The 24,386-nt window shown below is 53.1% G+C and carries 23 protein-coding genes and 1 pseudogene; 17 read left to right on the top strand and 7 right to left on the bottom strand.

Annotation, left to right across the window (positions count from 1 at the left end):
- Positions 1 to 176 precede the first annotated feature (176 nt).
- Positions 177 to 593, bottom strand: a complete 417-nt coding sequence (locus tag MRBLMU1_RS13420) for a helix-turn-helix domain-containing protein (RefSeq protein WP_363502084.1) — start codon at positions 591 to 593, stop codon at positions 177 to 179.
- Positions 594 to 789: 196 nt separating this feature from the next.
- Here MRBLMU1_RS13420 and MRBLMU1_RS13415 point away from each other — a divergent pair, with 196 nt between their 5' ends.
- From MRBLMU1_RS13415 to MRBLMU1_RS13405, 3 genes are all read left to right on the top strand, one after another.
- Positions 790 to 1,431, top strand: coding sequence for a hypothetical protein (locus tag MRBLMU1_RS13415; protein ID WP_363502082.1), 642 nt, complete (start codon positions 790 to 792; stop codon positions 1,429 to 1,431).
- Positions 1,428 to 1,799, top strand: coding sequence for a hypothetical protein (locus tag MRBLMU1_RS13410; protein WP_363502080.1), 372 nt, complete (start codon positions 1,428 to 1,430; stop codon positions 1,797 to 1,799). Before MRBLMU1_RS13415 ends, MRBLMU1_RS13410 begins: the two co-directional genes overlap by 4 nt.
- A gap of 300 nt (positions 1,800 to 2,099) precedes the next feature.
- Positions 2,100 to 2,717, top strand: a complete 618-nt coding sequence (locus MRBLMU1_RS13405) for an HAD domain-containing protein (protein WP_363502078.1) — start codon at positions 2,100 to 2,102, stop codon at positions 2,715 to 2,717.
- A gap of 93 nt (positions 2,718 to 2,810) precedes the next feature.
- On the opposite strand, the gene MRBLMU1_RS13400 is transcribed toward MRBLMU1_RS13405, so the two are convergent.
- Positions 2,811 to 2,957 (bottom strand): helix-turn-helix domain-containing protein, encoded by a 147-nt coding sequence (locus tag MRBLMU1_RS13400; RefSeq protein ID WP_363502406.1) that lies wholly within the window; start codon positions 2,955 to 2,957, stop codon positions 2,811 to 2,813.
- A 114-nt stretch (positions 2,958 to 3,071) separates the two neighbouring features.
- Positions 3,072 to 3,236: pseudogene (locus tag MRBLMU1_RS13395) on the bottom strand (helix-turn-helix domain-containing protein); the annotation flags it as partial.
- Positions 3,237 to 3,889: 653 nt separating this feature from the next.
- Here MRBLMU1_RS13395 and MRBLMU1_RS13390 point away from each other — a divergent pair.
- The 5 genes from MRBLMU1_RS13390 (at position 3,890) to MRBLMU1_RS13370 (ending at position 6,988) form a co-directional block, all read left to right on the top strand.
- Entirely contained in the window at positions 3,890 to 4,444 is a 555-nt protein-coding gene (locus MRBLMU1_RS13390) for a hypothetical protein (RefSeq protein ID WP_363502076.1), read from the top strand.
- 295 nt (positions 4,445 to 4,739) lie between these two features.
- Positions 4,740 to 5,033, top strand: coding sequence for a hypothetical protein (locus MRBLMU1_RS13385; RefSeq protein ID WP_363502074.1), 294 nt, complete (start codon positions 4,740 to 4,742; stop codon positions 5,031 to 5,033).
- A gap of 1 nt (position 5,034) precedes the next feature.
- Complete coding sequence (locus tag MRBLMU1_RS13380) at positions 5,035 to 5,877, top strand: flagellin (RefSeq protein ID WP_363502072.1); 843 nt, start codon at positions 5,035 to 5,037, stop codon at positions 5,875 to 5,877.
- A 16-nt stretch (positions 5,878 to 5,893) separates the two neighbouring features.
- The gene (locus tag MRBLMU1_RS13375) at positions 5,894 to 6,583 is read left to right on the top strand and encodes a hypothetical protein (protein ID WP_363502070.1); all 690 of its coding nucleotides are present in this window, start codon (positions 5,894 to 5,896) and stop codon (positions 6,581 to 6,583) included.
- 9 nt (positions 6,584 to 6,592) lie between these two features.
- A complete protein-coding gene (locus tag MRBLMU1_RS13370) occupies positions 6,593 to 6,988 on the top strand; it encodes a hypothetical protein (RefSeq protein WP_363502068.1) in 396 nt (131 codons plus the stop codon).
- Between the two features lie 167 nt (positions 6,989 to 7,155).
- On the opposite strand, the gene ligD is transcribed toward MRBLMU1_RS13370, so the two are convergent.
- Positions 7,156 to 9,120 (bottom strand): DNA ligase D, encoded by a 1,965-nt coding sequence (ligD, locus tag MRBLMU1_RS13365; protein ID WP_363502066.1) that lies wholly within the window; start codon positions 9,118 to 9,120, stop codon positions 7,156 to 7,158.
- 391 nt (positions 9,121 to 9,511) lie between these two features.
- On the opposite strand from ligD, the gene MRBLMU1_RS13360 reads away from it, so the two are divergent.
- Positions 9,512 to 10,033, top strand: coding sequence for a hypothetical protein (locus MRBLMU1_RS13360; protein WP_363502064.1), 522 nt, complete (start codon positions 9,512 to 9,514; stop codon positions 10,031 to 10,033).
- 259 nt (positions 10,034 to 10,292) lie between these two features.
- On the opposite strand, the gene MRBLMU1_RS13355 is transcribed toward MRBLMU1_RS13360, so the two are convergent.
- Positions 10,293 to 10,469, bottom strand: coding sequence for a DUF3606 domain-containing protein (locus tag MRBLMU1_RS13355; RefSeq protein ID WP_363502062.1), 177 nt, complete (start codon positions 10,467 to 10,469; stop codon positions 10,293 to 10,295).
- A gap of 416 nt (positions 10,470 to 10,885) precedes the next feature.
- On the opposite strand from MRBLMU1_RS13355, the gene MRBLMU1_RS13350 reads away from it, so the two are divergent.
- The 8 genes from MRBLMU1_RS13350 to MRBLMU1_RS13315 all read left to right on the top strand — a co-directional run bounded on the left by MRBLMU1_RS13350 (position 10,886) and on the right by MRBLMU1_RS13315 (position 22,281).
- Positions 10,886 to 12,409 carry a recombinase family protein gene (locus tag MRBLMU1_RS13350; RefSeq protein ID WP_363502060.1) on the top strand — a complete coding sequence of 508 codons (1,524 nt, stop codon included), beginning with the start codon at positions 10,886 to 10,888 and terminating at the stop codon, positions 12,407 to 12,409.
- Between the two features lie 173 nt (positions 12,410 to 12,582).
- Positions 12,583 to 13,326 (top strand): translesion DNA synthesis-associated protein ImuA, encoded by a 744-nt coding sequence (gene imuA, locus MRBLMU1_RS13345; RefSeq protein WP_363502058.1) that lies wholly within the window; start codon positions 12,583 to 12,585, stop codon positions 13,324 to 13,326.
- A complete protein-coding gene (locus tag MRBLMU1_RS13340) occupies positions 13,250 to 14,725 on the top strand; it encodes a Y-family DNA polymerase (protein WP_363502056.1) in 1,476 nt (491 codons plus the stop codon). Before imuA ends, MRBLMU1_RS13340 begins: the two co-directional genes overlap by 77 nt.
- A 2-nt stretch (positions 14,726 to 14,727) precedes the next feature.
- Entirely contained in the window at positions 14,728 to 17,880 is a 3,153-nt protein-coding gene (locus MRBLMU1_RS13335; RefSeq protein WP_363502054.1) for an error-prone DNA polymerase, read from the top strand.
- A gap of 62 nt (positions 17,881 to 17,942) precedes the next feature.
- Positions 17,943 to 18,728, top strand: a complete 786-nt coding sequence (locus MRBLMU1_RS13330; RefSeq protein WP_363502052.1) for an SOS response-associated peptidase family protein — start codon at positions 17,943 to 17,945, stop codon at positions 18,726 to 18,728.
- A 363-nt stretch (positions 18,729 to 19,091) separates the two neighbouring features.
- Positions 19,092 to 19,847: a M57 family metalloprotease gene (locus MRBLMU1_RS13325; RefSeq protein WP_363502050.1), complete on the top strand. Its 756-nt coding sequence runs from the start codon at positions 19,092 to 19,094 to the stop codon at positions 19,845 to 19,847.
- 8 nt (positions 19,848 to 19,855) lie between these two features.
- Positions 19,856 to 20,968 carry a S1 family peptidase gene (locus tag MRBLMU1_RS13320; protein WP_363502048.1) on the top strand — a complete coding sequence of 371 codons (1,113 nt, stop codon included), beginning with the start codon at positions 19,856 to 19,858 and terminating at the stop codon, positions 20,966 to 20,968.
- A gap of 35 nt (positions 20,969 to 21,003) precedes the next feature.
- Positions 21,004 to 22,281 (top strand): hypothetical protein, encoded by a 1,278-nt coding sequence (locus MRBLMU1_RS13315; protein ID WP_363502045.1) that lies wholly within the window; start codon positions 21,004 to 21,006, stop codon positions 22,279 to 22,281.
- 109 nt (positions 22,282 to 22,390) lie between these two features.
- Here MRBLMU1_RS13315 and MRBLMU1_RS13310 read toward each other — a convergent pair whose 3' ends face one another.
- Positions 22,391 to 23,059 carry a retron system putative HNH endonuclease gene (locus MRBLMU1_RS13310; RefSeq protein WP_363502043.1) on the bottom strand — a complete coding sequence of 223 codons (669 nt, stop codon included), beginning with the start codon at positions 23,057 to 23,059 and terminating at the stop codon, positions 22,391 to 22,393.
- Complete coding sequence (locus tag MRBLMU1_RS13305; RefSeq protein ID WP_363502041.1) at positions 23,056 to 24,351, bottom strand: AAA family ATPase; 1,296 nt, start codon at positions 24,349 to 24,351, stop codon at positions 23,056 to 23,058. Before MRBLMU1_RS13305 ends, MRBLMU1_RS13310 begins: the two co-directional genes overlap by 4 nt.
- Between the last annotated feature and the right edge of the window lie 35 nt (positions 24,352 to 24,386).

Raw genomic sequence — 24,386 nt, 5'->3', positions numbered from 1 at the left:
TGACCTCGGTAATTTATGGAAACAATATTGCTCAGCATAAATTTTACCACAAGGAAACGACCTACCCCTCTCATGTTAAATGGCATTTTATGAGACCGATGATGTCTATCTAGCTTGGAACAATACCCACCCCCGTCAATGAGGCATCGAAGAACGGAGCGCGCCATATCACGGCGTCAAACGGCCAAAAACTCTAAGGGGGAGATGCCCAAGGCCTCTGCGATGGCCCCAATCTGGTCAACGCCTGGATTTGTGACCCCACGCTCAACTCTGCCCACGTAGAAGACATTTAGTCCGGCTGCCTCGGACAGGGTCTCCTGCGAATAGCGCCCTTGGCGAGCGGTGGCGATTCGACGACCTACTTCCACAATGAGGGGTGGGGGCTGAGGAACGGTGACGACAAGCACTCGACGAATCCTATCAAGCGTATCCAGCGAAATGTTGGCCAATCCTGCCTCGACTTTTGCATACCAAGACCGTTCTACACCTGCGAGTTTCGCCACTTCCATCTGGCTAAAACCCATAGCTATCCGGGACATTCTCAGATGTGCTGCACACGCCTCCCGCAATAAATTTTTCCGCTTTTCTGTCATGCGCGTGAGAGTGCAACATTCACGCTACATCCACCAGATACTTTTAAAACCGCTACTTTTGAAACCAATACGTTTACAACTCAAATGATTCGATTTACAATCTCGGTCACTTATCCAATCGAAAAAAGTTCTCTTCCGGAGAGACGGGCGGAGCTTTGCTCCCCATCAGTTGGGTCCACGTAGGATGGAGAATCGTATGCTGCGCGCAGAAGTCGTCTATGGAGTTGTGGAGCAGAAGAATTTCAGCATCGTATTGGATACCGGGCCCGGCGGTCTAGCTGCGATGCTGCACTTGGCGACCGCGTCGAACTACCGGTTCTTGTCCGACTATTTGCCATGGTCGGAATCTGGATTTGCGATGCTGGCGGCCGCGTTCGCTGAGTTCAGGCCCGAACTCGAAGAGAAGGTCGGTCCGTTCGAAAAGTTGGAAATCAGGATTACAGCGACATCTGGCGCTCGGGCCGACACCAGCCCGCTTTGTGTTGCAACCCTCTCGTTGGACAACGATACGCCCAGGCTCATCGTTACCGGTCCAGTACTACGCACGGCCCGCCCAGTAAGTGCGATTTCATTGCCTGAGGACTTGCATGGTGTCATTCAATTCGTTCTTGAGCAGTGTGACCCGACAATTGGCAGGACGCCAGCAGCTGCTTTAACGACGACCGTGTATCACGGTGGCACGGCAGAGGCTTTCATTTTCGTCGACGAACTACCTGAAGCCGTACAGGCCTGGTTCGTCGCGATGACCAAATTAACTAATCCTGGTGCGCTAACACGACAGGGCCAAACAGCAAGCGCGCGCGCATTCGAAGAATTCTGCGCAGGACGCGTGCGATGAGCGACGACGCAAAGCCGATGACCATACCTGACGACTTTCCGCGTGGTGCTCCAGTCGCATCCCTGCCCGGGGTCCAGCCTAAGCTCGCAGTCATTCGAGATTCGCAGTCTGGTCTCTACGTCGAAATGCGAGACAGCATGGAATCAGCCGCACAGTATGTCATCTGTGAGGACCTCGCGGAACAGCTTTCAGACAAGTGCCGACGAAACCGCGCCAGCAAATACGCACACCTTTCAGAGCGCGAGATTCTTGAGCAGCTGCGCAACCGCCTGCTAAAGAGTGGCTGGGGTACTACGGCAGAAATGGAATGGACGATTCGGCGGACTGCGGAAAAACTTGGTTGGTCTTGGGCCGAGCGAGCTGAATAGCTGTGACTCCCCTCGTCGACCAGGTCAAGGGGTATCTCCTCATTTGCCGAATGTACGGTCGTCCCCTGCTCATCAGCCCGATAAAGCTGTCGGAAATTTTGGATATGGTGTGGCTCGGCGACGAATCATTCGAATTGTATCTAGAGTCCATCGGCCTGGAATACCTGCCGGAAGACCCCCGCATGCTAGTCGCACGCCCGTCGCGCTTCAGCGAGCTAAAAGGCTTCGCTAGAGAGCACTTCGCGCTACCAGAACCGACATCTCGAGTGCTAAGGAAAATCAACCGTAAGGCGAAATAAAATGACCATACTCGATACTGCCAACATGAAGAATAAGGGTCCGGGAGATGCGCCGAATGCTGACCTGCGCGCCTTAGTTTTTCTCGACATTGATGATGTGCTTTGCGTGCATCGCACACTGAACACAAAGGATGTATTGGCAGTACTGGATAATGATGGAACGGTCGATGCCTCTACAGTTTGGCAGCAGATTTTTCATCGGCACGCTGTAGAAAATCTGCGCCAATTAGATGATGAATTCCGGCCTTGGTACGTGGTGAGTTCGTCTTGGACGCTGCACCTGACACGAGAGCAGCTGTGCGCAGCATTTGAAGCGACCGGGCTAGGGTTTGTGGCCGACAACCTCCAAGAACATTGGTGCACACCGCGCGACGATGATTCGTACCGCCTTGTCGAAATCGACGCTTGGTTAGACCTCCATGCCTGGCGCGGTACGCGGTTGTTGGCAGCGGCTCCGTACGTCATTATTGACGACGTGCTAAGCGGGCAGTCGCTTGTAGGTTCTCATCTCGAAGAGCACGCCGTGTTTTGCGATGCATCGGGGGGATTTCTGTATCCGCAGCTAGAGGCAGCGCGGAAAATTCTTGGCGCGAGCTTGGGCAGGGATGATGGGATTTGAGTTCACTCTGGTATTTTCCACCGCGAACTGTAGTGAGACCACTACGGAGATGATTGCAGCTCAACCCTTCCAGCAATTTCAGCAGCGCACTTTTCACTCAAAAATTTCTTCGTAATCGAGGCGCAGGTAGTCAACCACCTTCCCCAGTTGGTCCAGACTGGTGCTGACCTTGCCCTGCTCCAGCTGCGCGACGTATTTCAGGTTGCAGCCCGCCATCATCGACAACGTCTCTTGAGACATCCTCGGAACCTGTTGCTGCCGAACAGCCGCTATCCGCCCGCCAACGCGGGAACGCAGGGAGGGCTTCTCAGTCTCTCCCTCAATAAGTGCGAGTCGAAGGAGAGCCACCGTATCTAACGACAAATTACTAAGGCCACTTTCTGCTTTTGAAACCCAAGTCCGATGCCGTCCCACCTGAGCCGCGAGTGCTGGCTGAGATAGCCCCGCAGCAACGCGCAAGTCGTGCAGTCGGGACGCATGATAAATGCGAAATCGCGATGGGCCTTCGAGAAAATTCATCTGCGGAGGATGGCTCAAGAGTAACTCCGCCGCCACCTCTGTTGTATCACTCCCTTTTCCATCACCCCGGTTTACATCACCTTTAATTTTCTTTACAATTAGTTGCCTTGCCGAAATTTAGATTTTTTGTTTTCATCCCCTCACAGCCAAGAACCAACCATCAAGGACATCCCGTGCGCCCATCGATTCGCCCTCTTTTCAAGTTGTTTGCCGTGTTTGCACTTTGCGCCGGAGCAGCGGTGCCTACAACAACTTGGGCGCACACGGCCTTCGCGACATCAGACACCCTGCCGAGTTTTGCTTTTGTAGGAAAAGCGCGGACCAGCCAGGAAGCGGAAACGTCCGCAATGGCATTGTGCGATTCGGAAATGCGGGCAGGAGGGTTCGTGCCCGCCTGCCGAATCTTCGCCCGAGGTAGCGGCCCTGGGTGGTACGCAGCCTCATGTGGCCAACTAGGTTGTGGTGTCTCGTACGGTCAGGCTTCATTGCGTGAGGCTCAAGAGGTAGCGGTAGAACAATGTTTCAAAATGCAGAAATTTTGCAAAAACAATCTCACCGCGTACGGCGAAGACCTGAACGTGGCGCCTAAAAAAACCGCTGGAAGCAAGAAGTAAGAAATCTCTGATGTCGAATTCACCCCAAGGCCTGTCGTCATGAAATTCCTATCTCATAGCGTCAGCATCGTTGCGATGCTGACTGCTGCCGTGCTCAACCAGGGGTGCGCAATGAGGCCCATACACGACTCCGCACTATTAACGGCGGTCGACGGGAACGTCGTGCGTATGACGGTGGGATGGAAGGAGCCTGAGGGCCACGCGCTACTTCCGGCAGCATACAACGTCGAGGCGAAGTATTTTCATTGGACGCCCCAGGCGAACCAGTATCGCTGGGTATTGGCGGACGCAGAAATCCGTCGAGATGCGCGGGGAAAAATCTACCGCCGAGTTTTAGTACCTGACCAGGTTCCGAAACTGAGGAGCGGTGACGTCATCGATGTTTACCTTGGAACCTTTGACGAGACGAACTATGGCGAGCTACGGGCACCTGTTGTGCTCCGCCGGGTGTGTGAGGACAGAGATGATGCATGCAAAAAGCGGGAAGAGAGACAGCTTGGGGAAAGGACCGGGGTCGTCAGTCGAGGCAAGCCCCCGCTGGAAGGCCTTACGTTTTCTAAGAAATTCGACCTAGATGGAAAACTTCTGAAGTAGTGGCACTCCCGCCCAAACCAATTTTGTAAACGATTTACATCGTTTCCCTTCTATGCGCCTTATAGTTTTCCTATCACTAGACGCGATTCTCACAGAGCGCCACGAAAACGCCTTCAGGTCGTTTTTCGCGTTGCGCAGATTCGGCAGTACGAGGGAAGCGCAATCTCGGAGCGAAGCGCTGGTTGGAGCGAGCGTAGCTCAACAATTGTCTTTAATCGTATCCGAATACAGTCCCTGCTTCGTGGTAACCAGCCTGTACCTCCCGGGCGTCGACAGACTAGAGATGCAAGACCATATGAAACTGATGGGCTTGGCTACGGTAGGCGAAAACTTGGCCGAGCCGTGGAGCACTGATGTGAGGCGGTCATCCAGTCGAATTGATGAGATTTCGGCCTGGCTGGCGAACCATGCCAGTGCCGATGACACTTACGCCATTATCGACGTGGAGAAGTTTGGCGCTGAGATAAAAGGGACACGCCATGAAAACCACACCATCCTCATCGACTCTGACCTGCGCAAATTAAGTGACCTCGCCTCCGCTGAAGGTTCAGTACTGTCGCCGACCAGTGGAGGGAACCCGCGTGCTTAGTATGCGAACGAATGTGGCGTCGCTTAGTGCTCAGAATGCGCTCACGCGGGCGGGCGTTTCTCAATCTATCGCCGCCACCCGACTATCCACTGGCTACCGCGTTAACTCCGCAATGGACGATGCGGCGGGTCTCCAAATTGCGACTCGATTGGCCGCTCAAACTTCCGGCATGACTGTGGCTATGCGGAACATTCAAAATGGCATATCGCTCATGCAAGTGGCAGACTCAGTGGCAGGGAGCCTTGTTGACATCTTCAGCCGCATGCACGACCTTGCCATACAAGCGGCGGATGGCTCTTCGACTAAGGCCGACAAAGACGCCCTTCAAAGCGAGTTTGCTGCGATGTTTGACCAGGCTTGGGAGGTTGTTTCCACGACCTTTAACGGCGAGTACCTTTTTGTAGACACGGGTGCAGCTAGCTCCGACAAGTTCATGCGGCCACTTAACTTTCAAATAGGCGACAGTAGCTCCGACGTAATGACTGCCAACTTCAGAGAATCCCTTATTCAGACGCTACCTTCGTTTAAATATGGAGACGATGATTTGCTCGACATCCTCACCGCGCATGCGAGCGAGGCTATCGAGGACATGTCTTCCGCTATTGATGCCTGGGCGAGCTTCCGCAGCGCGGCCGGGGCGGTAGCAAATACGCTCGAGCATGCTTCAAACAACGCCGCAAATATGCTCACCAATACGCAGGCCGCGACTGGTCGCATCATGGACACCGATTACGCCATGGAATTCGCAGCATCAAGTACAGCGCAGATGCTGATGCAGTCGAGCACGTCGATGCTAAAACAGGCGAGCTCAACCAGCCAGTTGACGCTGTCCCTAATTTCGTAGCTCCTCAATATTTAGCATGAAAAAACTCCTTTACTCAATCGCCCTTGCCACCTCTCTCGCTGGTTGCGCGGCAAGCCGTGACGGCGTACGTCTCGGCACAGGCCCCTCAGATTCGGACATAGCCCGCATCAAAAATCAGATTGCTGAAAACGCGCAGAAATCGGCGGCGAAACGAGCGGTCACGGCCGCCATCATGCCAGATTCGAAACCGGGCATTTTGGTAATCGGTGAGACCGGTGTTCTGCATGAACTAGACCCGTCTAGAAGAAAAAAAAACTATAAAGAGTTCACTGATATCGCTGAGAAGTGGCACCCGGGCCAGACAGCGTATTGGGACGAGAACGAATACCACCGTCGAATCGGCGGATGGACTACGCTCGAAATCTATTCCATCCCTGGCGTCATCGCGCTAAAGCTTTCGTCCGCTGTTACGAAAGAGCAGACGTCTTCCATCAACTTCGCTTCAGCTGCGGGCGCATGGTTGATTAATTCGACTAAGGACTTAGTCATCGCACGCAGCAATGAAGATGGCATCTCGGTGATTGAGTCTGTGCTCTGCTCATCCTCACTCGAGGATTTCAAAAAATGCTCCGACCAGTACGTAAAGGGTCAGTTCGACGCACTCTCCGGTCTTGAGCTCGACCGAAGCACAAAAATAAAACCTGACGGCGCTCGTATCGACGTCGCTTCTTTCAAGCGAATGTAGGGGTCTGTAATGCGTTTCGTGAACTTCATGCGTATTGTATACGGCGCTTTAATCGTTCCAATCATGCAGGGAATAGCGCTCTGTATATTCCTTCTGAAGGCGGTTGACATGCTTGGTGCGGGCTCAGTTACGGGGGCGCTACGTCAGCTATTGATTGTCGATAACCTCGCGGGCGGTGTAATGCTGGGCTTAGTTTTCGGGCTAATCAATGCGGTGAGAGTAGGAGGAACTCTCCCAACGCATGAGGACATTGAACCCGACTTCAGTAATTCGGGCTTGGGCAAAGATAGAGTCGAACTTTTCAACCCGGCCACGGGGCTTCCGCTCGTAAATCCAGAGGCAGGGAGCGTGGGCGGTGTTGACATCCACAACAACTCATACGGCGGCTCCCAGAACGAGTGGTAAAGCGAAGTGTCGCTTTTTGCGCACACTAGAATCCGATTGAATTTTCTGAGTAGCACCGAAATTTGCGCGTCTGCTCTGACTTCCCTGTCGGGCAGATTTCACCGTTGGAACTGAAACTTCGGCCGCGCTCATTTGCTTTTTTCGGTTTGCCAATTTCCCCTAGTTTCCTAAGCATCTCGCAGCCGTGCGAGGTGGCGGATACCGAGCATTTCCATCGCTTCATTAACCTCAGCAGCTGCTGTAGCGTAGTCGTCCCACGGCCGGTTGCCAATCTTCAGACGTCCGTGAGCGTTCGATACTGTCCACTGGTCGCCGCCAGTCAGCGAGTCCAGTTCATCCCACGACACTGGGACAGAAATACCCAAACCTGGCCGGGCTCGTGCTGACCACGCACACGCTGTCGTAGCACCTCTTCCGTTTCGGAGATAGTCGATAAATATCTTGCCATTGAGGTTCGAAGGCCCGCTCTTTGCCGAGAATCTGTCAGGTACCATCTTCGCCATATGCACTACCACTGCCTTCGAAAGGTTCTTCACCGTGTCCCACCCGTGTCGCGGCTCAATTGGCACATCAAGGTGCAGTCCCTTCCCGCCTGAAGTTTTGAGAAATGGCGTAAGGCCAAGGTGCAGCAGCACTGCTTGAACGAGGTGTGCTGCTTCTTGAATTTGCACCCAAGTGACGCCATCGCCAGGGTCGAGGTCAAATATCATCCGGTCGGGACGAGCATAATTATTGCCGTACGCATTCTGCGTGTGATATTCGATGACGTTCCACTGCGCAGTCGATAGCAGGCCCTCGGCGGTCGCGACATTGAGCATCGGCGGGTGGCCCGGGTTTATCTCAACAGGGAACCGCGCGATGCCCTTTAACTTCGCGGTCTCCGCATGTTTTTGAAAGAAGAGCTCTCCGCCAATTCCGGTAGGCGCGCGCACCAGTGACGATGGACGCCCGGCCAAGTGCGGCAACATCAGTCCACCCACGTGGTTGTAGTAGTTCACCAGGTCCAATTTGGTGGTGCCGCTGGCCTGGTCGATAATGCGCTCGGGGTTCGTCACCTTCACGTTCAGCTCGCGCGGCACGGAGCGTGGGGCGGTGGGCTTGGTTTCGCGCTTTCCCCAATGACGCTTCTTTGGTATCAATTCCTCCGCAATGGGCTCCGCAGCCTGCTCTCGGACGATAGACGTGGGCGACTTGTCAGTGCGAATCCCTCGGTAGCTTGCGTGGCGTACCGAGCCCGTGTGCGTCCACTCCGCGAAGCTAACTTCGACTACGAGTTGAGGCTCGACCCAGTTAGCATTCTTGGTGAGCTCACGATGCGGCAAGAACGGCCGCGTATCAGAGCGCATGCCCTGGAGCTTCTTAAAAAGGGCGACACGCGTCTTATCGTCGAACCCTGTGCCCACACTGCCTGCGTACGTCAAACGCCGCTTAGCGTCGTATGTGCCGAGTAGCAGCGACCCTACTCCATTTCGCGCGCCGCTTGCGTCGTTATAGCCTCCCACCACAAATTCCTGCCGCAGTCCACATTTCAGCTTTATCCAATCAGGAGAGCGACGGCCGACGTAACGCGAGTCCTTGCGTTTGCCAATCAGTCCTTCAAGGCCCATCTGGCACGCAGCAGCAACCATTTCCGCAGGCGGCGCTGCCAAAGTCTGGCTGAACATCACTTTCTCGGACGGGCGGGAATCAAGTACAGACCTTAGGAGTTCTCTTCGCTGGATAGCTGGCACCTCCCGTATATCGTGCCCGTCAAGAAACGGCGCGTCGAAGAGGTAGAAGACGATGCTGTCTCCTCGCTTTCGGTCGAACGCGTTTTGAAGAAGGCCAAAGTCTGGATGACCATCGGTGTTGTTGACTACAATCTCCCCGTCATACCAGCCTACCGGTAACTCCATTCTGGCTAACTCAGCGCGCAAAGGTTCCAGCTTCTCGGTCCAGTCGTTGTCGTTGCGTGAAATTAGTCGAACTGAGGTGGCGTCAACGCGCGCCAGCATTCTGTAGCCGTCAAATTTGATTTCGTAAAACCATTCATTGGGATTCGGAGGTGGAGAGGCGACGAGCGTAGCTAGCTCAGGTGACACCGATTCCGGTATCTCAACATTTGCCTGTTTTTGCTGCACTTTTCGTGGCATGCAATTCTCCGAATGGTCCGCGCTGACACCGATATTCCGCATTTCGCCGGAATCGCTATTCTTTTCTGCGGCTCAAGCGTGAAGATATGAAGTTCATCACCTTTTCGAGTGTACGGCTACCAGGCGTCCGGTGAAAGGTTGGTCCAGCTAACACCCTAAGGGCAGTCTCATGGGGTACTCCACTGTCGGCCATATACTCCAGCGCCGGTCCAACTCCGTCGACAGATGCTAACACCACCGCTTCGTCGATGACCTCCACAGGCCCATCTCTTCTCCGCTCAATTTCCCTATCCTCACGGCTCTCCAAGCCAGTTGGTTTCATAAAGTCTCCCCGCAAAATCTAAGTTTCCGACGGAGAACGAGTAAGCACGGTGCGTTATTTCACGGAGCGATGAAGTTTTCTGATATGGATATCGCGATGTTTGCCTACTGGTCGGCCATTCGGAACCAAAGGCGGACGCGCAGAAGAGGGATGTTAAACTCTAGAAATGGCAGGCATCATCAAAAGGGCAATTACATGGCGGCTTGGCAGTTCGACTTATACATTGAGGGCCCCGAGGCTCCTCCGCCAAACGTTTCGGAGGCAGGCTGGGAACCTCCACTCTTGCCCCTCCCTTTGGTTTATGACATACAACAGGAGCTCGCGCACTATATGGGCCCGCCTTGGTTGATGTTAGAAGATTGGTTCGTCTTTGGTCCCGAGAACGGCAATCGAATCCTCCTATTTGAAGATGATGTCGGCGCAGCCGTTTCTATTCGTTGCGATGTAAGAGAAGAAGCTCCTCAGTTTCTTGTGCTGGTAGCGGACCTCACACGTTTTCACGGATGCAGATTTTTCAGCCCACTAACCCGTGAGTTTATCGAGCCGGATTTAGAATTAGTCTTGGACGTGATTCGGAAAAGCCAAGCTTGAGATTTCGAGGCAGTAGCGATGCACCGTCCAGTAAGAGCCGCTTGGCAAGCGCGCTCGGCTCACACTCCGTTTGGATTGCAGAACGTTTGATAGAGCCCCCAGCTGGCTCTGCACGCGGAGCCGGTGGCAGCGGAATGCTGCACACCTCAGATATGGTAACCACCCAGTTACACATCGGATTGTGGTCTTCAACTTGTAAGAACACGCGCCGAGGGCGACGCCTATCTAGACGCGCCGGGATAAGCTGGCCATCGCTGCATCACTTACCCAGGTGTTTCCTGACGTCTGCTGCCATGACGCCTGCTGTCTTAACAGCCCGCACGAGCTCTTCCTTGCTGACTCCGAGCTCTTGGGTCCAATAACGGACTTCATGGTCTTCATGAACATTTATACGTGAGCGGTCCTGTACACCACGATTTTTGAGGTCATCGGACATAATGTACTCCTTTATTAAAACCCTACATTAACATCGCGACACCGTTCCGCTCAGTTATCTCACGCACTAATATGCTTTCTCCTCGTAGAAATTTAACGAACTCTATACATGGCGTGAAGCCATTCGTCGTTTAACCCAGCTTTGGCACGAGAACGGTGTTCAGAAGACGGTGATTTCCGCAGAGCTTGACGCACCTCAATACATGAGGTCGGAATGATGGGAACATCGACGTATGGGTAATTTCTGGCTTAGACAATGTTGGCTTGCACGGGAGCTCGTAGCGACGCACGGCGTCTTCTATGCCGCTGCTTTTTTGTATGAGCAGTGCGTCCCGTTGAACGTCGCGCTAGATTTTTTGACCTTGCCACAGCAGGAGCTATCCTTAATCTACCTTCCAACATTCAGGGGGCAGAGCGATGGAACTCAAAACACAAGCCGAGGGTGCAACTCAGCGCGCAGCCGCATATGTTCGGATGTCGACCGAGCGCCAAATTTACTCAACACAGAACCAGCTTGACGCCATCCGGCGCTATGCGGCAGAACGCCAAATCTCATTGGTCAAGATTTATGAGGACGCAGGGAAAAGCGGATTAACCAAACACGGACGGCCTGGCCTCTCTCTGCTTATCGAGGACGTTCAACGACAACACGAATTCGAACTAATCCTTGTGTTTGACGTGAGCCGTTGGGGACGGTTTCAAGACGTTGACGAGAGCGCGCATTATGAGTATGTCTGCCGCGCACACGGAGTAGACGTTGCTTATTGCGCGGAGGAGTTTCTCAACGACGGTAGCCCATATGCTTCCATCATCAAATCCCTCAAGCGAGTAGCGGCAGCCGACTACAGTAGAGAGCTTTCGGCGAAAGTATTTACGGCTCAATGTCGAATGATTCGGATGGGCTTTAAGACCGGTGGGCCCGCTGGCTACGGCCTGAGGCGAGTGCTGCTCGAAGCAGACGGAACTATCATTCGAACGTTGCAGGTCGGTGAGTGGAAATTTCTGCAAACCCAACGCGTCGTTCTTGCGCCGGGTCCGGCCTACGAGGTCGCGGTCGTCAATCAGATATTTCTATGGTACGTAAGTGGCATAGGAGACCGAAAAATAGCAGCTGTGCTTAATTCCCAAAAAGTTCCTACGGAGACTGGCGCGGTCTGGACGCCCGACATCATCAGAGGCATGCTTCGCAGTGAGCGGTATTTAGGCAACCTCGTGTTTAACCGCCGCTCGTTCAAGCTGAGAAAACACGCCGTCAACAATCCTCCCGACCAGTGGGTGCGGTACGAAGGCGCGTTCGACGCCATAGTTCCCCTTCCCTTGTTTCAAGCTGCGCAGGAAGAGCGCGCACGGAGGCACCGCCGGTACAAACACACCGAGCTATTAGAACTGCTTCAACGCATCCAGAACCGCCATGGGAAGGTGACAAGTGCCTTAATAGACGCAGAGCCTCACGCGCCCACAGCGCGACTCATAGCGAGACGGTTCGGCTCACTATCGAATGCATGTAGCATGGCTGGCATTCCCAACCTACGCAACAATGATTTTCTTGAATCGAGAGTCCTCAATTATCGCCTACGGGCCAGCCTGATAAGCCAAATCGAACACCTCATTGAGCGCATCGGGGGAAGAGCTGATAAGTGCGAATCGCCCTATACCCTAAAAATAAATGGAACCGTTAGACTGTCTGTGCGTGTTATCAGATGCTGTCACGAATCAAAGCATAATTACTATAGATGGCGCATACCAGGGCACATGGCAGATGGAGTCGATTTCGTATTAGCTGCGCAGCTGGACACCTCTAACAATCAAATCGTTCGCTACTTTCTTTTCAGTTCTGCCCACTTCTCAGGCGGCAATATCGCGTTCACCGAAAAATCGATGGAGCGATATGCGGCCTGCTGGCGCGCGACTCTAGGCGAATTTTTCGGCGTAGACTCGTGAATGCCACAAAGCCGCCGCACATGACGCCACGGCGCCACTGTGGAAGAGCAGCGGCCTTTTAGTGGCCCCACCTGAGGTTGCCAAAGAACAAACAAATCCTCCTTGTGCAAATTGCGGCTCGGCGCATATACTGTTTATCCATACAGTATTTTTGCGAATTGTTGCACAAGACCATGATTGCGCCCCCTCTTCTACCGTCCGCAGACGCACAGCTATCAGCTGAGGAAGCCCTGCGCCACGTGTGGCGTGCGAGCGAACTGAGCCGTAGCCGCACGTTATCCGCTCCGTCCGGGCATGCTACGCTGGATTCAGAGCTCCCGGAAGGGGGGTGGCCGCAATCAACGATGGTAGAACTGCTCTTGCAGCAATCTGGCATCGGAGAAATGCACCTTCTCCAACCTGCGTTAGCCGCGCTTTCGAGAACAAGGCGGGTTGCGCTAATCCAGCCTCCCTACCTACCTAATTCAGCGGCGTGCAAATTCTTGGACCTCACATGCCCCAACTTGCTGTGGGTGAAAGCGCCTGCAACAGCAGATGCGCTTTGGTCGGCTGAACAAATTTTAAGAAATGGTAGTTGTGGGGCGGTGTTGCTGTGGCAGAAAAATATTCGAAGCGAATCGCTCAGAAGGCTGAATCTAGCTGCGCAAACCACCGATACAACTTTTTGGCTCTTGCGTCCTCTAAGTGCAGCTGCCGATTCCTCGCCTGCCTCACTCCGTCTAGCCTTGCGCCCGGCCGCTGGCGGCATTTCAGTAGAAATTATCAAGCGTCGTGGCCCACATCACGACGAACCCTTATTTGTACAACTGGCCCACCTGCCAGCGCGTCAACGATTCTTGGATGACCAAAATGCGGTTCTGGTTCAGCGTACACCTTCCACTATTACCGCTCGAGTGCGTCAGGCCGCGCTGGTGTGAACCTGCGCCATATGCCGTCGTTGAGAAGGGTAAAATAATTTCTGTGTCGCGCGAGGCGTTCGCTTTGGGTGTGCGTGTAGATATGCGTCCCGGTGGCGTATCTGCGGTCGCGCCGTCCACGACTATTCTTGAACGAGACGTTCAACGCGAAGAAATCACTCGAAACGCTGTGGCGTTAGCTTTGCTGCAATTCACGCCTGAGGTTACTCATGAAGCAGATTTCAGCCTACTGCTGGATGTCACCGCGAGTTTGCGGCTGTTCCGAGGCCGCGCGGCCATTAGCCGACAGATTCGAGCAAGCACCCATGCTTTAGGGCTGACAGTGCGTCTAGGCACAGCACCTACCGCGATGGGGGCGTGGTTGCTTGCTCGTCTGCGCCTGACCAAGCGACAGTTGACCTTACGCCGCACTGTAAAGATGAGTTCTTTGGAGCGCCAGTTAGACCGCATTCCCTGCGAATACCTGCCCGCAGCAGTCGAGCATCTGGAATGGCTCAAGGGTATCGGGGCAACGAATTTGGCGGCACTACGGCGCCTGCCGCGACAAGGTATTCAGCGTCGCATGAGCAAGCGAGTTCTGGACGAATTGGACCGAGCCTATGGCCTAACGGCCGAGATGTTTCGGTGGGTAGGGGTACCCGAGACCTTCGTAGCCCGCATCGAGACGTTCGACCGTGTCGAACATGCAGACGCCCTCCTAGACGGCGCCACGGGCCTTCTACAGCAGTTTGTAGGGTGGTTGGCGGCGAAGCAGCACGCGGTAAGCGCTTTCGCGTTGGTGCTTGAGCACGAAAGGGGGCGCGAGGCGATAACCCCCACAGAGGTGGAAATCCGAATGGGCGAACCTACCTGGCGAATCGAACATATGCTTCGCCTGCTGAAAGAGCGACTTGGTCGGGTCGAACTTGTCGCTCCAGTTATCGCTGTGCGACTTGAGGTTCGGCTACTTGCCGAAATGGTGCCGCCAACGGAAGACCTGTTTCCCGAACCTGGCGGAAGCCCTGCCGACTTCAAGCGATTACTTGAGCTTCTCAGCGCGCGTCTCGGCGCTGAAAATGTTCTCGTACCAGCAGAGACCCACGACCATCGTCCTGAGGCATCAAATACTTGGGTGCCTGCCACGGAGAAGACCGTAAAACCTAACGAAGTCGACGAATCATTTGAACGGCCATTCTGGTTGCTCGACAAACCGATTGAGCTGTTGGTCCGTGGCGACCGACCGTTTTATAACTCACCGTTGAAAATTTTGAAAGGACCTGAACGAATCGAAGCAGGATGGTGGAACGACCAGTTGGCAGCTCGCGACTATTACATTGCGCAGGCATCAGACTCGTCGTGCTACTGGATTTATCTGGAGCGAGTTCCTAACGGGCGCTGGCACCTGCACGGAATGTTCTGAAGATGAACGACAAAAAACCACAGGGCACGTTGCCGGACTACGCGGAACTTCAGTGTGTCACGCACTTCTCTTTTTTACGAGGAGCTTCACCGCCCGAACTCTTGGTTCAACGTGCCGCGCAGTTGGGCTACAAGGCTTTGGCCATCACTGATGAATGTTCTCTAGCCGGTGTGGTAAAGGCGCATGTGGAAGCGAAAGTGCACAACTTGCATCTGATAATCGGTAGTCAGATGTTGGTGACGCCCGAAGATGGCTCACCTGCTTTCACGGTGCTTTTCTTGGCGATGAACAGAAACGGATATGGGAATCTGAGCGAGCTAATCACCGTAGCACGTACGCGCGCGACCAAGGGTAGTTACCTCGTCCGGCCAAGGGACATTGCCAGCCCTGAAGCCGCACTCGCACACCTCAGAGGGCTCCCAGACTGCCACCTCATTTTGTGTCCGAAATACAAAGCACCGTATGAGGAGGTCGAGCGCCAAGCGGAATGGCTGGTCCGCAGTGCGCCTGGTAGGGCACGCATAGCACTCACCCTCCACTACCGCGCGGAGGATGATAGACACCGGACCATGACTGAGGCAATATCTTCCGAGTTCAGTCTTCCTATTGTCGCGACTGGCGATGTAATGATGCATGTCAGGTCGATGAAGGTCGTGCAAGACACGATGACCGCCATTCGCCACAACACTCCCATTTCTCAATGCGGATATCGCCTCGCTTCAAATGCCGAAGCGCACCTTAGGTCTCGGCTCCGATTGGGGAATTTGTACCCGCGACAAGCGCTTGACGAGACGATACGTGTTGCCCAGTCGTGTACCTTCTCTTTGGACGAACTTAAATACGAGTATCCTGGCGAGATTGTGCCGGAAGGCAGGACCGCTACCGATTACCTACGAGAGCAGGCGTATATCGGGGCGCACTGGCGTTACCCCAACGCGATTCCGCACAATGTCCATGCGCAGCTGGAGTATGAGCTCGAGCTCATCGCTGAAATGAAATATGAGCCCTACTTCTTGACCGTGTTCGACATCGTTCGATTCGCTCGTTCGCAAAAAATTCTATGCCAAGGGCGAGGTTCTGCGGCAAACAGCGCGGTGTGCTACTGCCTGGGAATTACCGAAGTCGACCCGTCGCGCGGAACGCTCCTTTTCGAGCGGTTCATTTCACGAGAACGGGATGAACCACCGGACATTGACGTGGATTTCGAACATCAGAGACGGGAAGAGGTCATTCAATACATCTATCGAAAATATGGGCGGACTCGTGCGGCATTGACAGCCGTCGTCATCTCATATCGACCTCGCAGTGTGGTTCGAGATGTCGGCCGCGTTCTGGGTGTCGACCTATCCGTAGTCGACAAAGTGGCTAAGGCTTCTCACGGCTGGGGCGGCCAATCCGACCTTCAGCAACGTCTACTCACGTGTGGGTTCGACCCAAACTCGCCAGTCACTGAAAAATGGGGATACATCGCTGACCGAATGATGCGGTTTCCACGCCATCTTTCGCAGCACCCAGGTGGCTTTGTAATTTCTCGTGGGCCCTTATCCAGATTGGTTCCGATTGAAAACGCCGCGATGGCGGAGCGCACAGTAATCCAATGGGACAAGGACGACATCGACGCCATCGGCTTGCTGAAAATCGATATTCTCGCACTTGGTATGCTGTCCTGCTTGTCGCGTACCCTGGAGCTAATTTCCCAGCAACGCGGGGAACGTTTCGAGCTAGGCGACATACCTCATGAAGACCCAGCAACCTACGCCATGATTTCCAAGGCCGATACGGTTGGTGTGTTCCAGATTGAATCCCGCGCGCAGATGTCGATGCTGCCACGCATGCAACCGCGCGAGTTCTACGACTTGGTGATTGAGGTAGCCATCATCCGACCTGGCCCCATTCAGGGGGGGATGATTCACCCATATCTCCGGCGACGTCGCGGTGAGGAACCGGTGACTTATCCCAGCCCGCAAATCGAGGCCGTATTGAAACGGACATTGGGTGTTCCAATTTTTCAAGAACAGGTAATGTCTATCGCCATGGTTGGTGCGGGGTTTACGCCAGGTGAAGCGGACCGCCTACGGCGGGCGATGGCAGCCTGGAAGCGAAAAGGCGGCCTTGAGCAGTTCGAAGAGCAATTGATGAGCGGCATGGCCGCGCGTGGATATACCACAGAGTTTGCCACGTCCATCGTCGGCCAAATTCGAGGGTTTGCAGAATACGGTTTCCCCGAATCACATGCCCATTCGTTCGCCCTACTCGCCTACGCCAGCAGCTGGCTCAAATGCCACCACCCGGCCGAGTTCCTGACCGCATTGCTCAATAGCCAGCCCATGGGGTTCTATAGTCCCTCATCGCTCGTGCAGGACGCGCGGCGACACGAAGTAGAGGTAAGGCCGGTCGATGTATGCTCAAGCGCCTGGGAGGCCACTCTAGAGCCTTCCAATACAGCGTCGCCTGCTGTTCGATTGGGTCTGAATAATATCAAGGGCATGGAGCGCGAAGCTGCTTGGCGTATTGAGGAAGCACGAGCCGCGCGGGACTTCGAAAACGCGCGAGACTTGGCAATGCGCGCAGACCTCACAGCTGCGCATATGAAAGCACTCGCTTCTGCAAACGCGTTAGCATCACTCACCGGCAACCGCCGCACAGCGATGTGGAATGCGGGAGCTAGCGTTCCAGACAGGGGGCTCCTCAAAAACGCTCCCATTGAGGAGCCCGTCTTGGAACTGGCGCCGCCGACTGAAGGCGAAGACATCGTTGCGGATTATCGCCACATCGGCCTTACCCTCGGAAGGCATCCTCTGGCCCTGTTGCGCGACCGCTTGTACAAAATGCGTTTTATACCATCTGAAGTTTTGAACACCTTCCAGGACGGCCAGCTAGCGCGGGGATGTGGCATTGTGACGGTCCGGCAGCGCCCTGAGACAGCGAACGGCGTTATTTTCCTCACGCTGGAGGACGAATTCGGAACCATCAACGTCATTGTCTGGCCTGCTTTGATTGAAAAGCAACGGCGTGAGTTGATGACCTCCCAGCTACTGGGCGTCTACGGAGTGTGGCAGTCGAAACAAGGTGTCCGCAACCTGATTGCTAAGCGCCTTGTTGATTGCTCACACCTTCTAGGTGAACTGGAAACGCGGTCAAGGAATTTCCACTGACAGACAGTCAAGGTACACTGCAAAATAATCCTTTTCGTTAGTTGCTTAGCTAGGAGCGTCACGTGTGCGTCAATTACATCACCGTAAGCCGTCAGATGGCCTTCGATTGGTTTCGCACTCCCATTGAGTCCGATGATGACTGGCGGACCGAAATCTACCGCGACTACAAGGCTCCCTTCATCATCCATGATAATAATGGGGTAAGAAAAGGCCTGGTGGGCACCTATGCTTTTGTGCCACAAAACCATCGCCCGTTCAAAAAGCTCACCGAAGATGAACAAGCAAAGTACGCACGTGCAGTCGACAAAGCTAAAGCTCAAGGCAAAGAGCCACCCGAACCTCCGCGCATCCGCATGGACACAATGAACGCACGCTTCGAAGACGTCGCAAGCAGAGTCAACTACAAGCGATTTTGGCTTCAACAGCAGCTTTGCATCGTGCCTGCCCTCGCCGTCTTTGAACCGAATTGGGAGGCTGGCGAGCATGAGCGATGGGCGATAGAGATGGCGAATGGTGAGCCGTTCGGCTTACCTGGCATGTGGCGGACTTGGGAAGATACAGACGGGAGCATCAAAAACGCCTTCACGCACTTCACTTTGAACGCGAATGAACATTCCTTGCTCAAGCGCTTCCACTCCGACGAGGAGAAGCGGGGCGTCGCCATCTTGCGACCAGAGGACTACGACGATTGGCTCAGTTCCACAAGTCCGGAATTTGCGCGCGCTCTCGTTAAGCTCTATCCGGCAGAACTGCTTCATGCCAAACCGGCTCCAAAACCCACGAAGATAAATTCCGGCTTATTGATGGATATCAAGGAAAACAAGCCGCTTCAAGATGAGCTCTTTTAACATGAACGCGCGCTAAATGGCTTCGTCGGCGAGAGGCATCCTCGCGCCTCGCACCCAATCGCGAAAAGTCCTGGCAATATGCAAGGTCTCATTGATTTCATGGAACAGGTAATCGCACTCTGCCCGAAGTTCGCCATCCTGCGCACTTGCAAAATTCTGTCTCCCACATTTGCACGCTCTCCGCTGTTGGATATACGCAGCGCAACACTGTAGCAACAATTACCCCCAAGAAACCGTATCTCGAAATTTATGAGCATTTTTGCATGAAAATATGATAACTTAGATACGTTCAGCTTCGAGATTGTTACTTCGTCAACCCTGTGTAGCTCCGACGTCACACGATAAGAAACGGAGAAACGAATCATGAGTTCCCTTAAGAAATGGGCATTGCTAGTATTTCTCTGCGCGGCATTCTTTTCCCTCCAGGCGGCTACCAAAGACCCCACGTCCAAAGCGCCGAAATATCCGCCTAATGCTCTAGCAAGCCACCTCGAAGTATCCGCAAACCCCCACATCAAACCGTACGCGTACATACTGTCTACTGCAATCTGGCCGAGTCGACGGATTTTTGTTTGCTGGGATAATCCCTCGGACGAATACAAAGAAGAAATGCAAATTGTCCGAACCGCCGTCGCGGATTCGTGGGAAAAGTATTCCGGTCTTACCTTCTCGGGTTGGCAAAAATGCGGTGCAACCAACGCTGGAATTCGAATCACTATTTCCGATGAAGGGCCATACACTAGAGGGCTCGGCAAAGACGTCCAAACAGGAAAAGGTACTCAGGCAGGTGGAATGGTCCTTAACTTCACCTTCGGAAATTGGAGTCAATCATGCCAAGACAGCGACCGCCGAAATATGTGCATTCGGTCTGTCGCAATGCACGAATTCGGCCACGCAATCGGATTCGCACACGAGCAAAATCGTCCGGAAGTGAAGGGAGAATGCGGCCGCAAAGCGCAAGGTCCAAACGGGAACAGGGAACTCACACCATACGACCCTCGTTCGATAATGAATTACTGCTTTGATATTTACGAGACCGGAGTTACGCTATCCAAGCTAGACATAAGTGCCTTGCGCCAACTGTACGGAACCGAAGACGATAAGCTCGTGGAAAAGTAGAAGACGCAATGAGCACACTTCGTTCTTACATCATCGGACTTATCGCTCTGACGGTACACAGCAACACTGCTGCTGAAACCATTGTCACCAAGATGGTTAAGGAATACCGCAACTCAGTCGTTTTTCTTAGAATAGATAAGACAGACGGAGTAACTGGACAGGTTATCTCGGAGACAGCTACGGGGTTTATAGTGTCCAAGCTCGGGCACATACTTACAAGCTGCCACTCGGTAGATAAGAAGCTCCGCAAACCTTCCGGAGAAATTTTGCCTAAGGGCGCTTCTGAGGTCACCGTGCAAGGGGCCGTGGGAAGCAAATATGCTGCATTGGAACCAATGGCATTTCTCCAATGTGCGGGAGAGCCCATTGACTTCGCCCTCCTTCGCTTCAAAAACACCGCTGTCCAACGCAAGCCAATTCCAACGCTCGTCCAGCAACCCGACATTGGGGAAAGCATCGGTGCAATGGGGTTTCCATTTGAAGCTGACTTCTTTGCCCGTAGCGGCACGCTATCAAGCTTAGAAGCAGACGATACGCTACTCGCCTCAATGGTATTAAATCCTGGTGACTCTGGCGCGCCGGTTTTCGATAATTCACTTCGCGTAGTTGGAGTTGTGGAAGGCGGGTACCACGACGGTGCGGGAATAGGTGTTATCCGGCCAATTCGACATGCGGCATTCCTTTTAATGATGAGCGGCGAAAATATTTTCTCAGTGAATGCATCAATTCCAACCACCCCTGCTGCAAACCAGCCACCTAATGCCAACGTTTTTTCAGCCACCAAGGGCGTTGCTCTAAAAGGTTTCCTTGATGGTGGCGTCACCATCCCGAAGGGAGCTCATGAAATAACGGTGACCTATCCATTTTCCCAAACCCTCTCAAAAATAACTACGGCGCGTGACCTCAGTAAGATTGACGTCAAAACCATTCAAGCAGCCGAAGGTTTCAAAGTTGTAAGTGCGCGATTGATTGTAACAGAGGGTTCAACAAATAATGTCTTACACGTCGGCCCTTCCGCTACCGGTGATGAGGTGAGGGCGGCAACGATTTCTGACACGGCATCAAATTTGAAAGGGGTTAAAGGCTTCATAGAAACTGTACAAAAAAAGATAGAAAAGTAATTCGTTTTATCGAGTCCAACATAAAGGGAACCAAAATGAAAAACTGGCTAATCGGAGCATTATCGGGTGTTATCGTCTGCATTACGTCTATAGGCAATGTACGAGCAGACGAGAAAGAGGATGCCGCTACCGCCGCAAGCATCGCAAAAGACAAGGCCACAGCCGCAACGGCAATGCAAACGGCAAACGCAGATTTAACTAAAGCACAAATCGCAAATCTTACCTCTCAACAAGCCTATTACCAATCTTTAATTCCAGACCCCGACAAATATAAAATAGCGGACCCAAAAGCCCCGAAGTTGACCGCCTCGACATCTAAACTCGCGTACTCCAATGCGGCAACAATTGCTGCCCGTATCGTTAACATCATCCGTACCGCAACACCGCAAAAATGCTGCGCTAAAGACGATGACAAAACCAATCCGATTTCCATCCTACTCACTGACTCAAGCGCACAATCGCTATTAACTCAATCAGCATCGACGCAATCAGTACTGTCTCTGGCAAAGAAAAAACTCATAGCGCAGCGAGCTCTACTAAAAGCCTCCACAGAGGCCAAAGACGAGAAGGCGGCAGCCCCAGCAATAGGCGTAATATCGGATGTTGTGCAATTGGCGGCCTCGTTCGCACTGATACTTAAACCAAGTCGAGCATTCGATTCGGTTAGCCATCAAGCTGTAGCGGATAGCGCCTTCCAATCCGAAGTGGTAGGTAAGCTCGCAGCTAGCGAGTGCATCACCGTTCACAACCCAAGCGCGATTACGAATCTCTCAACAGTTCCGGTACCAGGCGTCGCTGACAAAAACGCTCCAATCGAGCTTACGCTTGCGGCTGAATTGACGCAGGAAATTGGGCTATCACGGGACGAGATTAAAACGGCAAACGAAAAAATTGCAACGATGGCGAAACCAGTGGGAAATGAGACAAAGAAAGAAAAAGCCGACCGAGCCGCAACGCTAAAAAAGTTTACAGACCAAGTAGCCACATTCTCCGCACTGGTCGACGAGTGCGACAAAGGACTTACGGCCCTTTATCTTATTGATGCACAAGGAAATTCACCACTCGACCTTGCTGTCAGGGGTGGCATTCTCCGAAAAACTTTGACCGGACGTTCAGTGTACACGTTGGCTTTGAGAACGATTTCATCAGACGCCGACATAATTGCAAAGGACTGCCTGTTTTGCGAGTACAAGGTCATGGTAGGCACAACGACGGCGGTTTCCTGGCAGCTGACTGACCAAACCGGAATAATCACTTCAGCCGGTATGGACTCAGAACATACAGCACTCGCGAAGATATCGCTTCCGAACTGAAAATCCCCGAGTGACCTGAGGGAGGACTGTGCAATCATCACGTACTCCCTTCTGCGGCATACGTTTTCACTATTATGCAGATAATGGTGAAAAAAGCACGAATAAAAACTCAAATACCAGGCCCATCGGTGGAGTCATCTAAGCGCTGAGCCGCATATCTAGCAAGGACATGAGCAAAGCTTTGCAATTTGCCTTCAGCATTTCGGCTTAAAAAGGCATCTCTCAATGCCTTTAATTCGAGTTCAGTGGCCGAATCAATGAATTCAACATCAAATGTTCGTTTCAATACCTCTTCGCGTCGATTACGCAAAAAAGCAATATCTAACTTCACGAGCTCCTGCATGTACTTTGCTTGCTCATCCGCTGGGTCGCGTGGAGAAATTTCACCAGCCAAGGTGTACAGGAAGCGTGCTTCACAACCAGGCTCTAGAGGGGAAATTAATCTCGCTTCGTCACATTCATCGCCTTTCGCGTGTCCGCAATGCAGCGGGGCGCCCGGCGAAGTTTCCCGGATGCAAGAAGCGAAAATATTTGAGTATTCTAAAGCTAAATTTTCGTGTTCTGTTTGAGGACGGAAATGTTCAATGTGGCTATCACCTTCTGAAATTCCACGACCGCAATAGCAGCAGACCCCTCCCTGCTCTGCCAGAAGAGACTGCTGCAAGGCAAGCTTTTCGGGGTTTTGCAATCCTGCGTAAGTAGGGACCCAATCCTCGTTCGCCATTGCTTTCCATGCATCAAAAATTGCCGGGGCAGCACCTTTTATAACATGTTTCATCGGCCAAGCACCTCTTTGCGTTTCAATAGCGCTTGGGCACCAGCTAGCTCGGCAATACCCGGCGCCATCTGGCTTAGGGTATTCAGATTCTCCCGCGCCACTTCAAGCTCATTTCGCTCCAATGAAGAAAACAACTCTGAAATAGCAGTTTCGACTTTTCCAGCTCTGGAAGCTGCCCCCATAATCTCTTCAAGTACTCTGCTGGAATCAAGGCCATAACTAACCTGCGGGTGAGCTGTTCCGTTTGGTCGGACAAGAATAATTTCCTCCGGCCTGAGTTCACCTAAAACTTGTGCAGAGTGGGTGGTGATAATGAATTGGCAGTTCGGAAAAGTATTAGCCAGTGAAGCCACAACAGTTCGCTGCCAAGTAGGATGAAGGTGCAAATCAATCTCGTCAATCAACACCACGCCATGGCCGTGAAGTGGGTCGTCCCCGACAAAGTTAAGAAGAGTCAATCGCCGGGCTAAGTCCCCCACGAGAGCGAGCATGCACTTCTCCCCATCAGACAACTGCAACACATTCAACTCTGTGTCACCTTTCTTGACTGTCATACGCAATGCTGGCTTTCGCCGAATACGCAAGTCAGTGAATCCAGTAAATAGTTCGATGGCTCTACGCACAGCTGACAAGTCCCGGTCACGGTAGACAGGGTTGTCTCGAATGGCCTCGTTTTCTGAGTCTTCTTTATTTCGGAACCATTTGAAGAATCCCTTGAAGTCAGTTCCACCATGCGCCAAAGCATCATCGTAGGCAGCATGTGGACTTATCTCAAGAGACTCCCGTACGCGCAGGGGCACGTCAAGCACAGCTCGATGCACATCATAGTAAACAGCCAGAGGTAAGTTGATAGGATTTTCTGCCGAGTTGCGCACTTCCATTCGCATGTGCAAAAGGTCAGCTTGGACTTTTAACGCTTCAAGCTCACTGCTGCGTTCTGGCGGGTGCTTGCCGCCTTTTCGATTTAAGGCCACCGCCCATGTCGTTGGTGATGGAAAGTTCAGCTCCGCAGTAGTGGTCAACCTAGCGAAGCTAGCACCAACCCGGATATCATCCATAGACATGCTTCGCGCTTTCGCAGGCTGCCCCATAATGCGCGCGGTCAAGTTTGACAATGAAATCGCAAGCGCATCCAGCACGGAAGACTTACCAACGCCATTGATTCCTACAAGCGCCGTCGTCCGCTCTGTAAAGGATAGCGGAATTATCTCCAGCCCTCGAAAGTTAACCAATTCGATGCTCTTTACTCTCATTTTTGATACCCCTACAACTATCAATTGAATCAAATTCAAAGGACGAGCGTCTTTCACCTTATTAAACCGCCCTG

This window comes from Burkholderia sp. LMU1-1-1.1 (genome assembly GCF_040675865.1).
GTDB lineage: Bacteria > Pseudomonadota > Gammaproteobacteria > Burkholderiales > Burkholderiaceae_D > Rugamonas.
This window is presented reverse-complemented; position numbering and strand designations above follow the sequence as displayed.

What these genes read in the sequence shown, in the direction of transcription:
- MRBLMU1_RS13420 (WP_363502084.1), bottom strand. Translation starts at nt 593, where the DNA reads ATGACAGAAAAGCGGAAAAATTTATTGCGGGAGGCGTGTGCAGCACAT.
- MRBLMU1_RS13415 (WP_363502082.1), top strand. Translation starts at nt 790, where the DNA reads ATGCTGCGCGCAGAAGTCGTCTATGGAGTTGTGGAGCAGAAGAATTTC.
- MRBLMU1_RS13410 (WP_363502080.1), top strand. Translation starts at nt 1,428, where the DNA reads ATGAGCGACGACGCAAAGCCGATGACCATACCTGACGACTTTCCGCGT.
- MRBLMU1_RS13405 (WP_363502078.1), top strand. Translation starts at nt 2,100, where the DNA reads ATGACCATACTCGATACTGCCAACATGAAGAATAAGGGTCCGGGAGAT.
- MRBLMU1_RS13400 (WP_363502406.1), bottom strand. Translation starts at nt 2,957, where the DNA reads ATGTCTCAAGAGACGTTGTCGATGATGGCGGGCTGCAACCTGAAATAC.
- MRBLMU1_RS13390 (WP_363502076.1), top strand. Translation starts at nt 3,890, where the DNA reads ATGAAATTCCTATCTCATAGCGTCAGCATCGTTGCGATGCTGACTGCT.
- MRBLMU1_RS13385 (WP_363502074.1), top strand. Translation starts at nt 4,740, where the DNA reads ATGAAACTGATGGGCTTGGCTACGGTAGGCGAAAACTTGGCCGAGCCG.
- MRBLMU1_RS13380 (WP_363502072.1), top strand. Translation starts at nt 5,035, where the DNA reads ATGCGAACGAATGTGGCGTCGCTTAGTGCTCAGAATGCGCTCACGCGG.
- MRBLMU1_RS13375 (WP_363502070.1), top strand. Translation starts at nt 5,894, where the DNA reads ATGAAAAAACTCCTTTACTCAATCGCCCTTGCCACCTCTCTCGCTGGT.
- MRBLMU1_RS13370 (WP_363502068.1), top strand. Translation starts at nt 6,593, where the DNA reads ATGCGTTTCGTGAACTTCATGCGTATTGTATACGGCGCTTTAATCGTT.
- ligD (WP_363502066.1), bottom strand. Translation starts at nt 9,120, where the DNA reads ATGCCACGAAAAGTGCAGCAAAAACAGGCAAATGTTGAGATACCGGAA.
- MRBLMU1_RS13360 (WP_363502064.1), top strand. Translation starts at nt 9,512, where the DNA reads ATGAAGTTTTCTGATATGGATATCGCGATGTTTGCCTACTGGTCGGCC.
- MRBLMU1_RS13355 (WP_363502062.1), bottom strand. Translation starts at nt 10,469, where the DNA reads ATGTCCGATGACCTCAAAAATCGTGGTGTACAGGACCGCTCACGTATA.
- MRBLMU1_RS13350 (WP_363502060.1), top strand. Translation starts at nt 10,886, where the DNA reads ATGGAACTCAAAACACAAGCCGAGGGTGCAACTCAGCGCGCAGCCGCA.
- imuA (WP_363502058.1), top strand. Translation starts at nt 12,583, where the DNA reads ATGATTGCGCCCCCTCTTCTACCGTCCGCAGACGCACAGCTATCAGCT.
- MRBLMU1_RS13340 (WP_363502056.1), top strand. Translation starts at nt 13,250, where the DNA reads ATGACCAAAATGCGGTTCTGGTTCAGCGTACACCTTCCACTATTACCG.
- MRBLMU1_RS13335 (WP_363502054.1), top strand. Translation starts at nt 14,728, where the DNA reads ATGAACGACAAAAAACCACAGGGCACGTTGCCGGACTACGCGGAACTT.
- MRBLMU1_RS13325 (WP_363502050.1), top strand. Translation starts at nt 19,092, where the DNA reads ATGAGTTCCCTTAAGAAATGGGCATTGCTAGTATTTCTCTGCGCGGCA.
- MRBLMU1_RS13320 (WP_363502048.1), top strand. Translation starts at nt 19,856, where the DNA reads ATGAGCACACTTCGTTCTTACATCATCGGACTTATCGCTCTGACGGTA.
- MRBLMU1_RS13315 (WP_363502045.1), top strand. Translation starts at nt 21,004, where the DNA reads ATGAAAAACTGGCTAATCGGAGCATTATCGGGTGTTATCGTCTGCATT.
- MRBLMU1_RS13310 (WP_363502043.1), bottom strand. Translation starts at nt 23,059, where the DNA reads ATGAAACATGTTATAAAAGGTGCTGCCCCGGCAATTTTTGATGCATGG.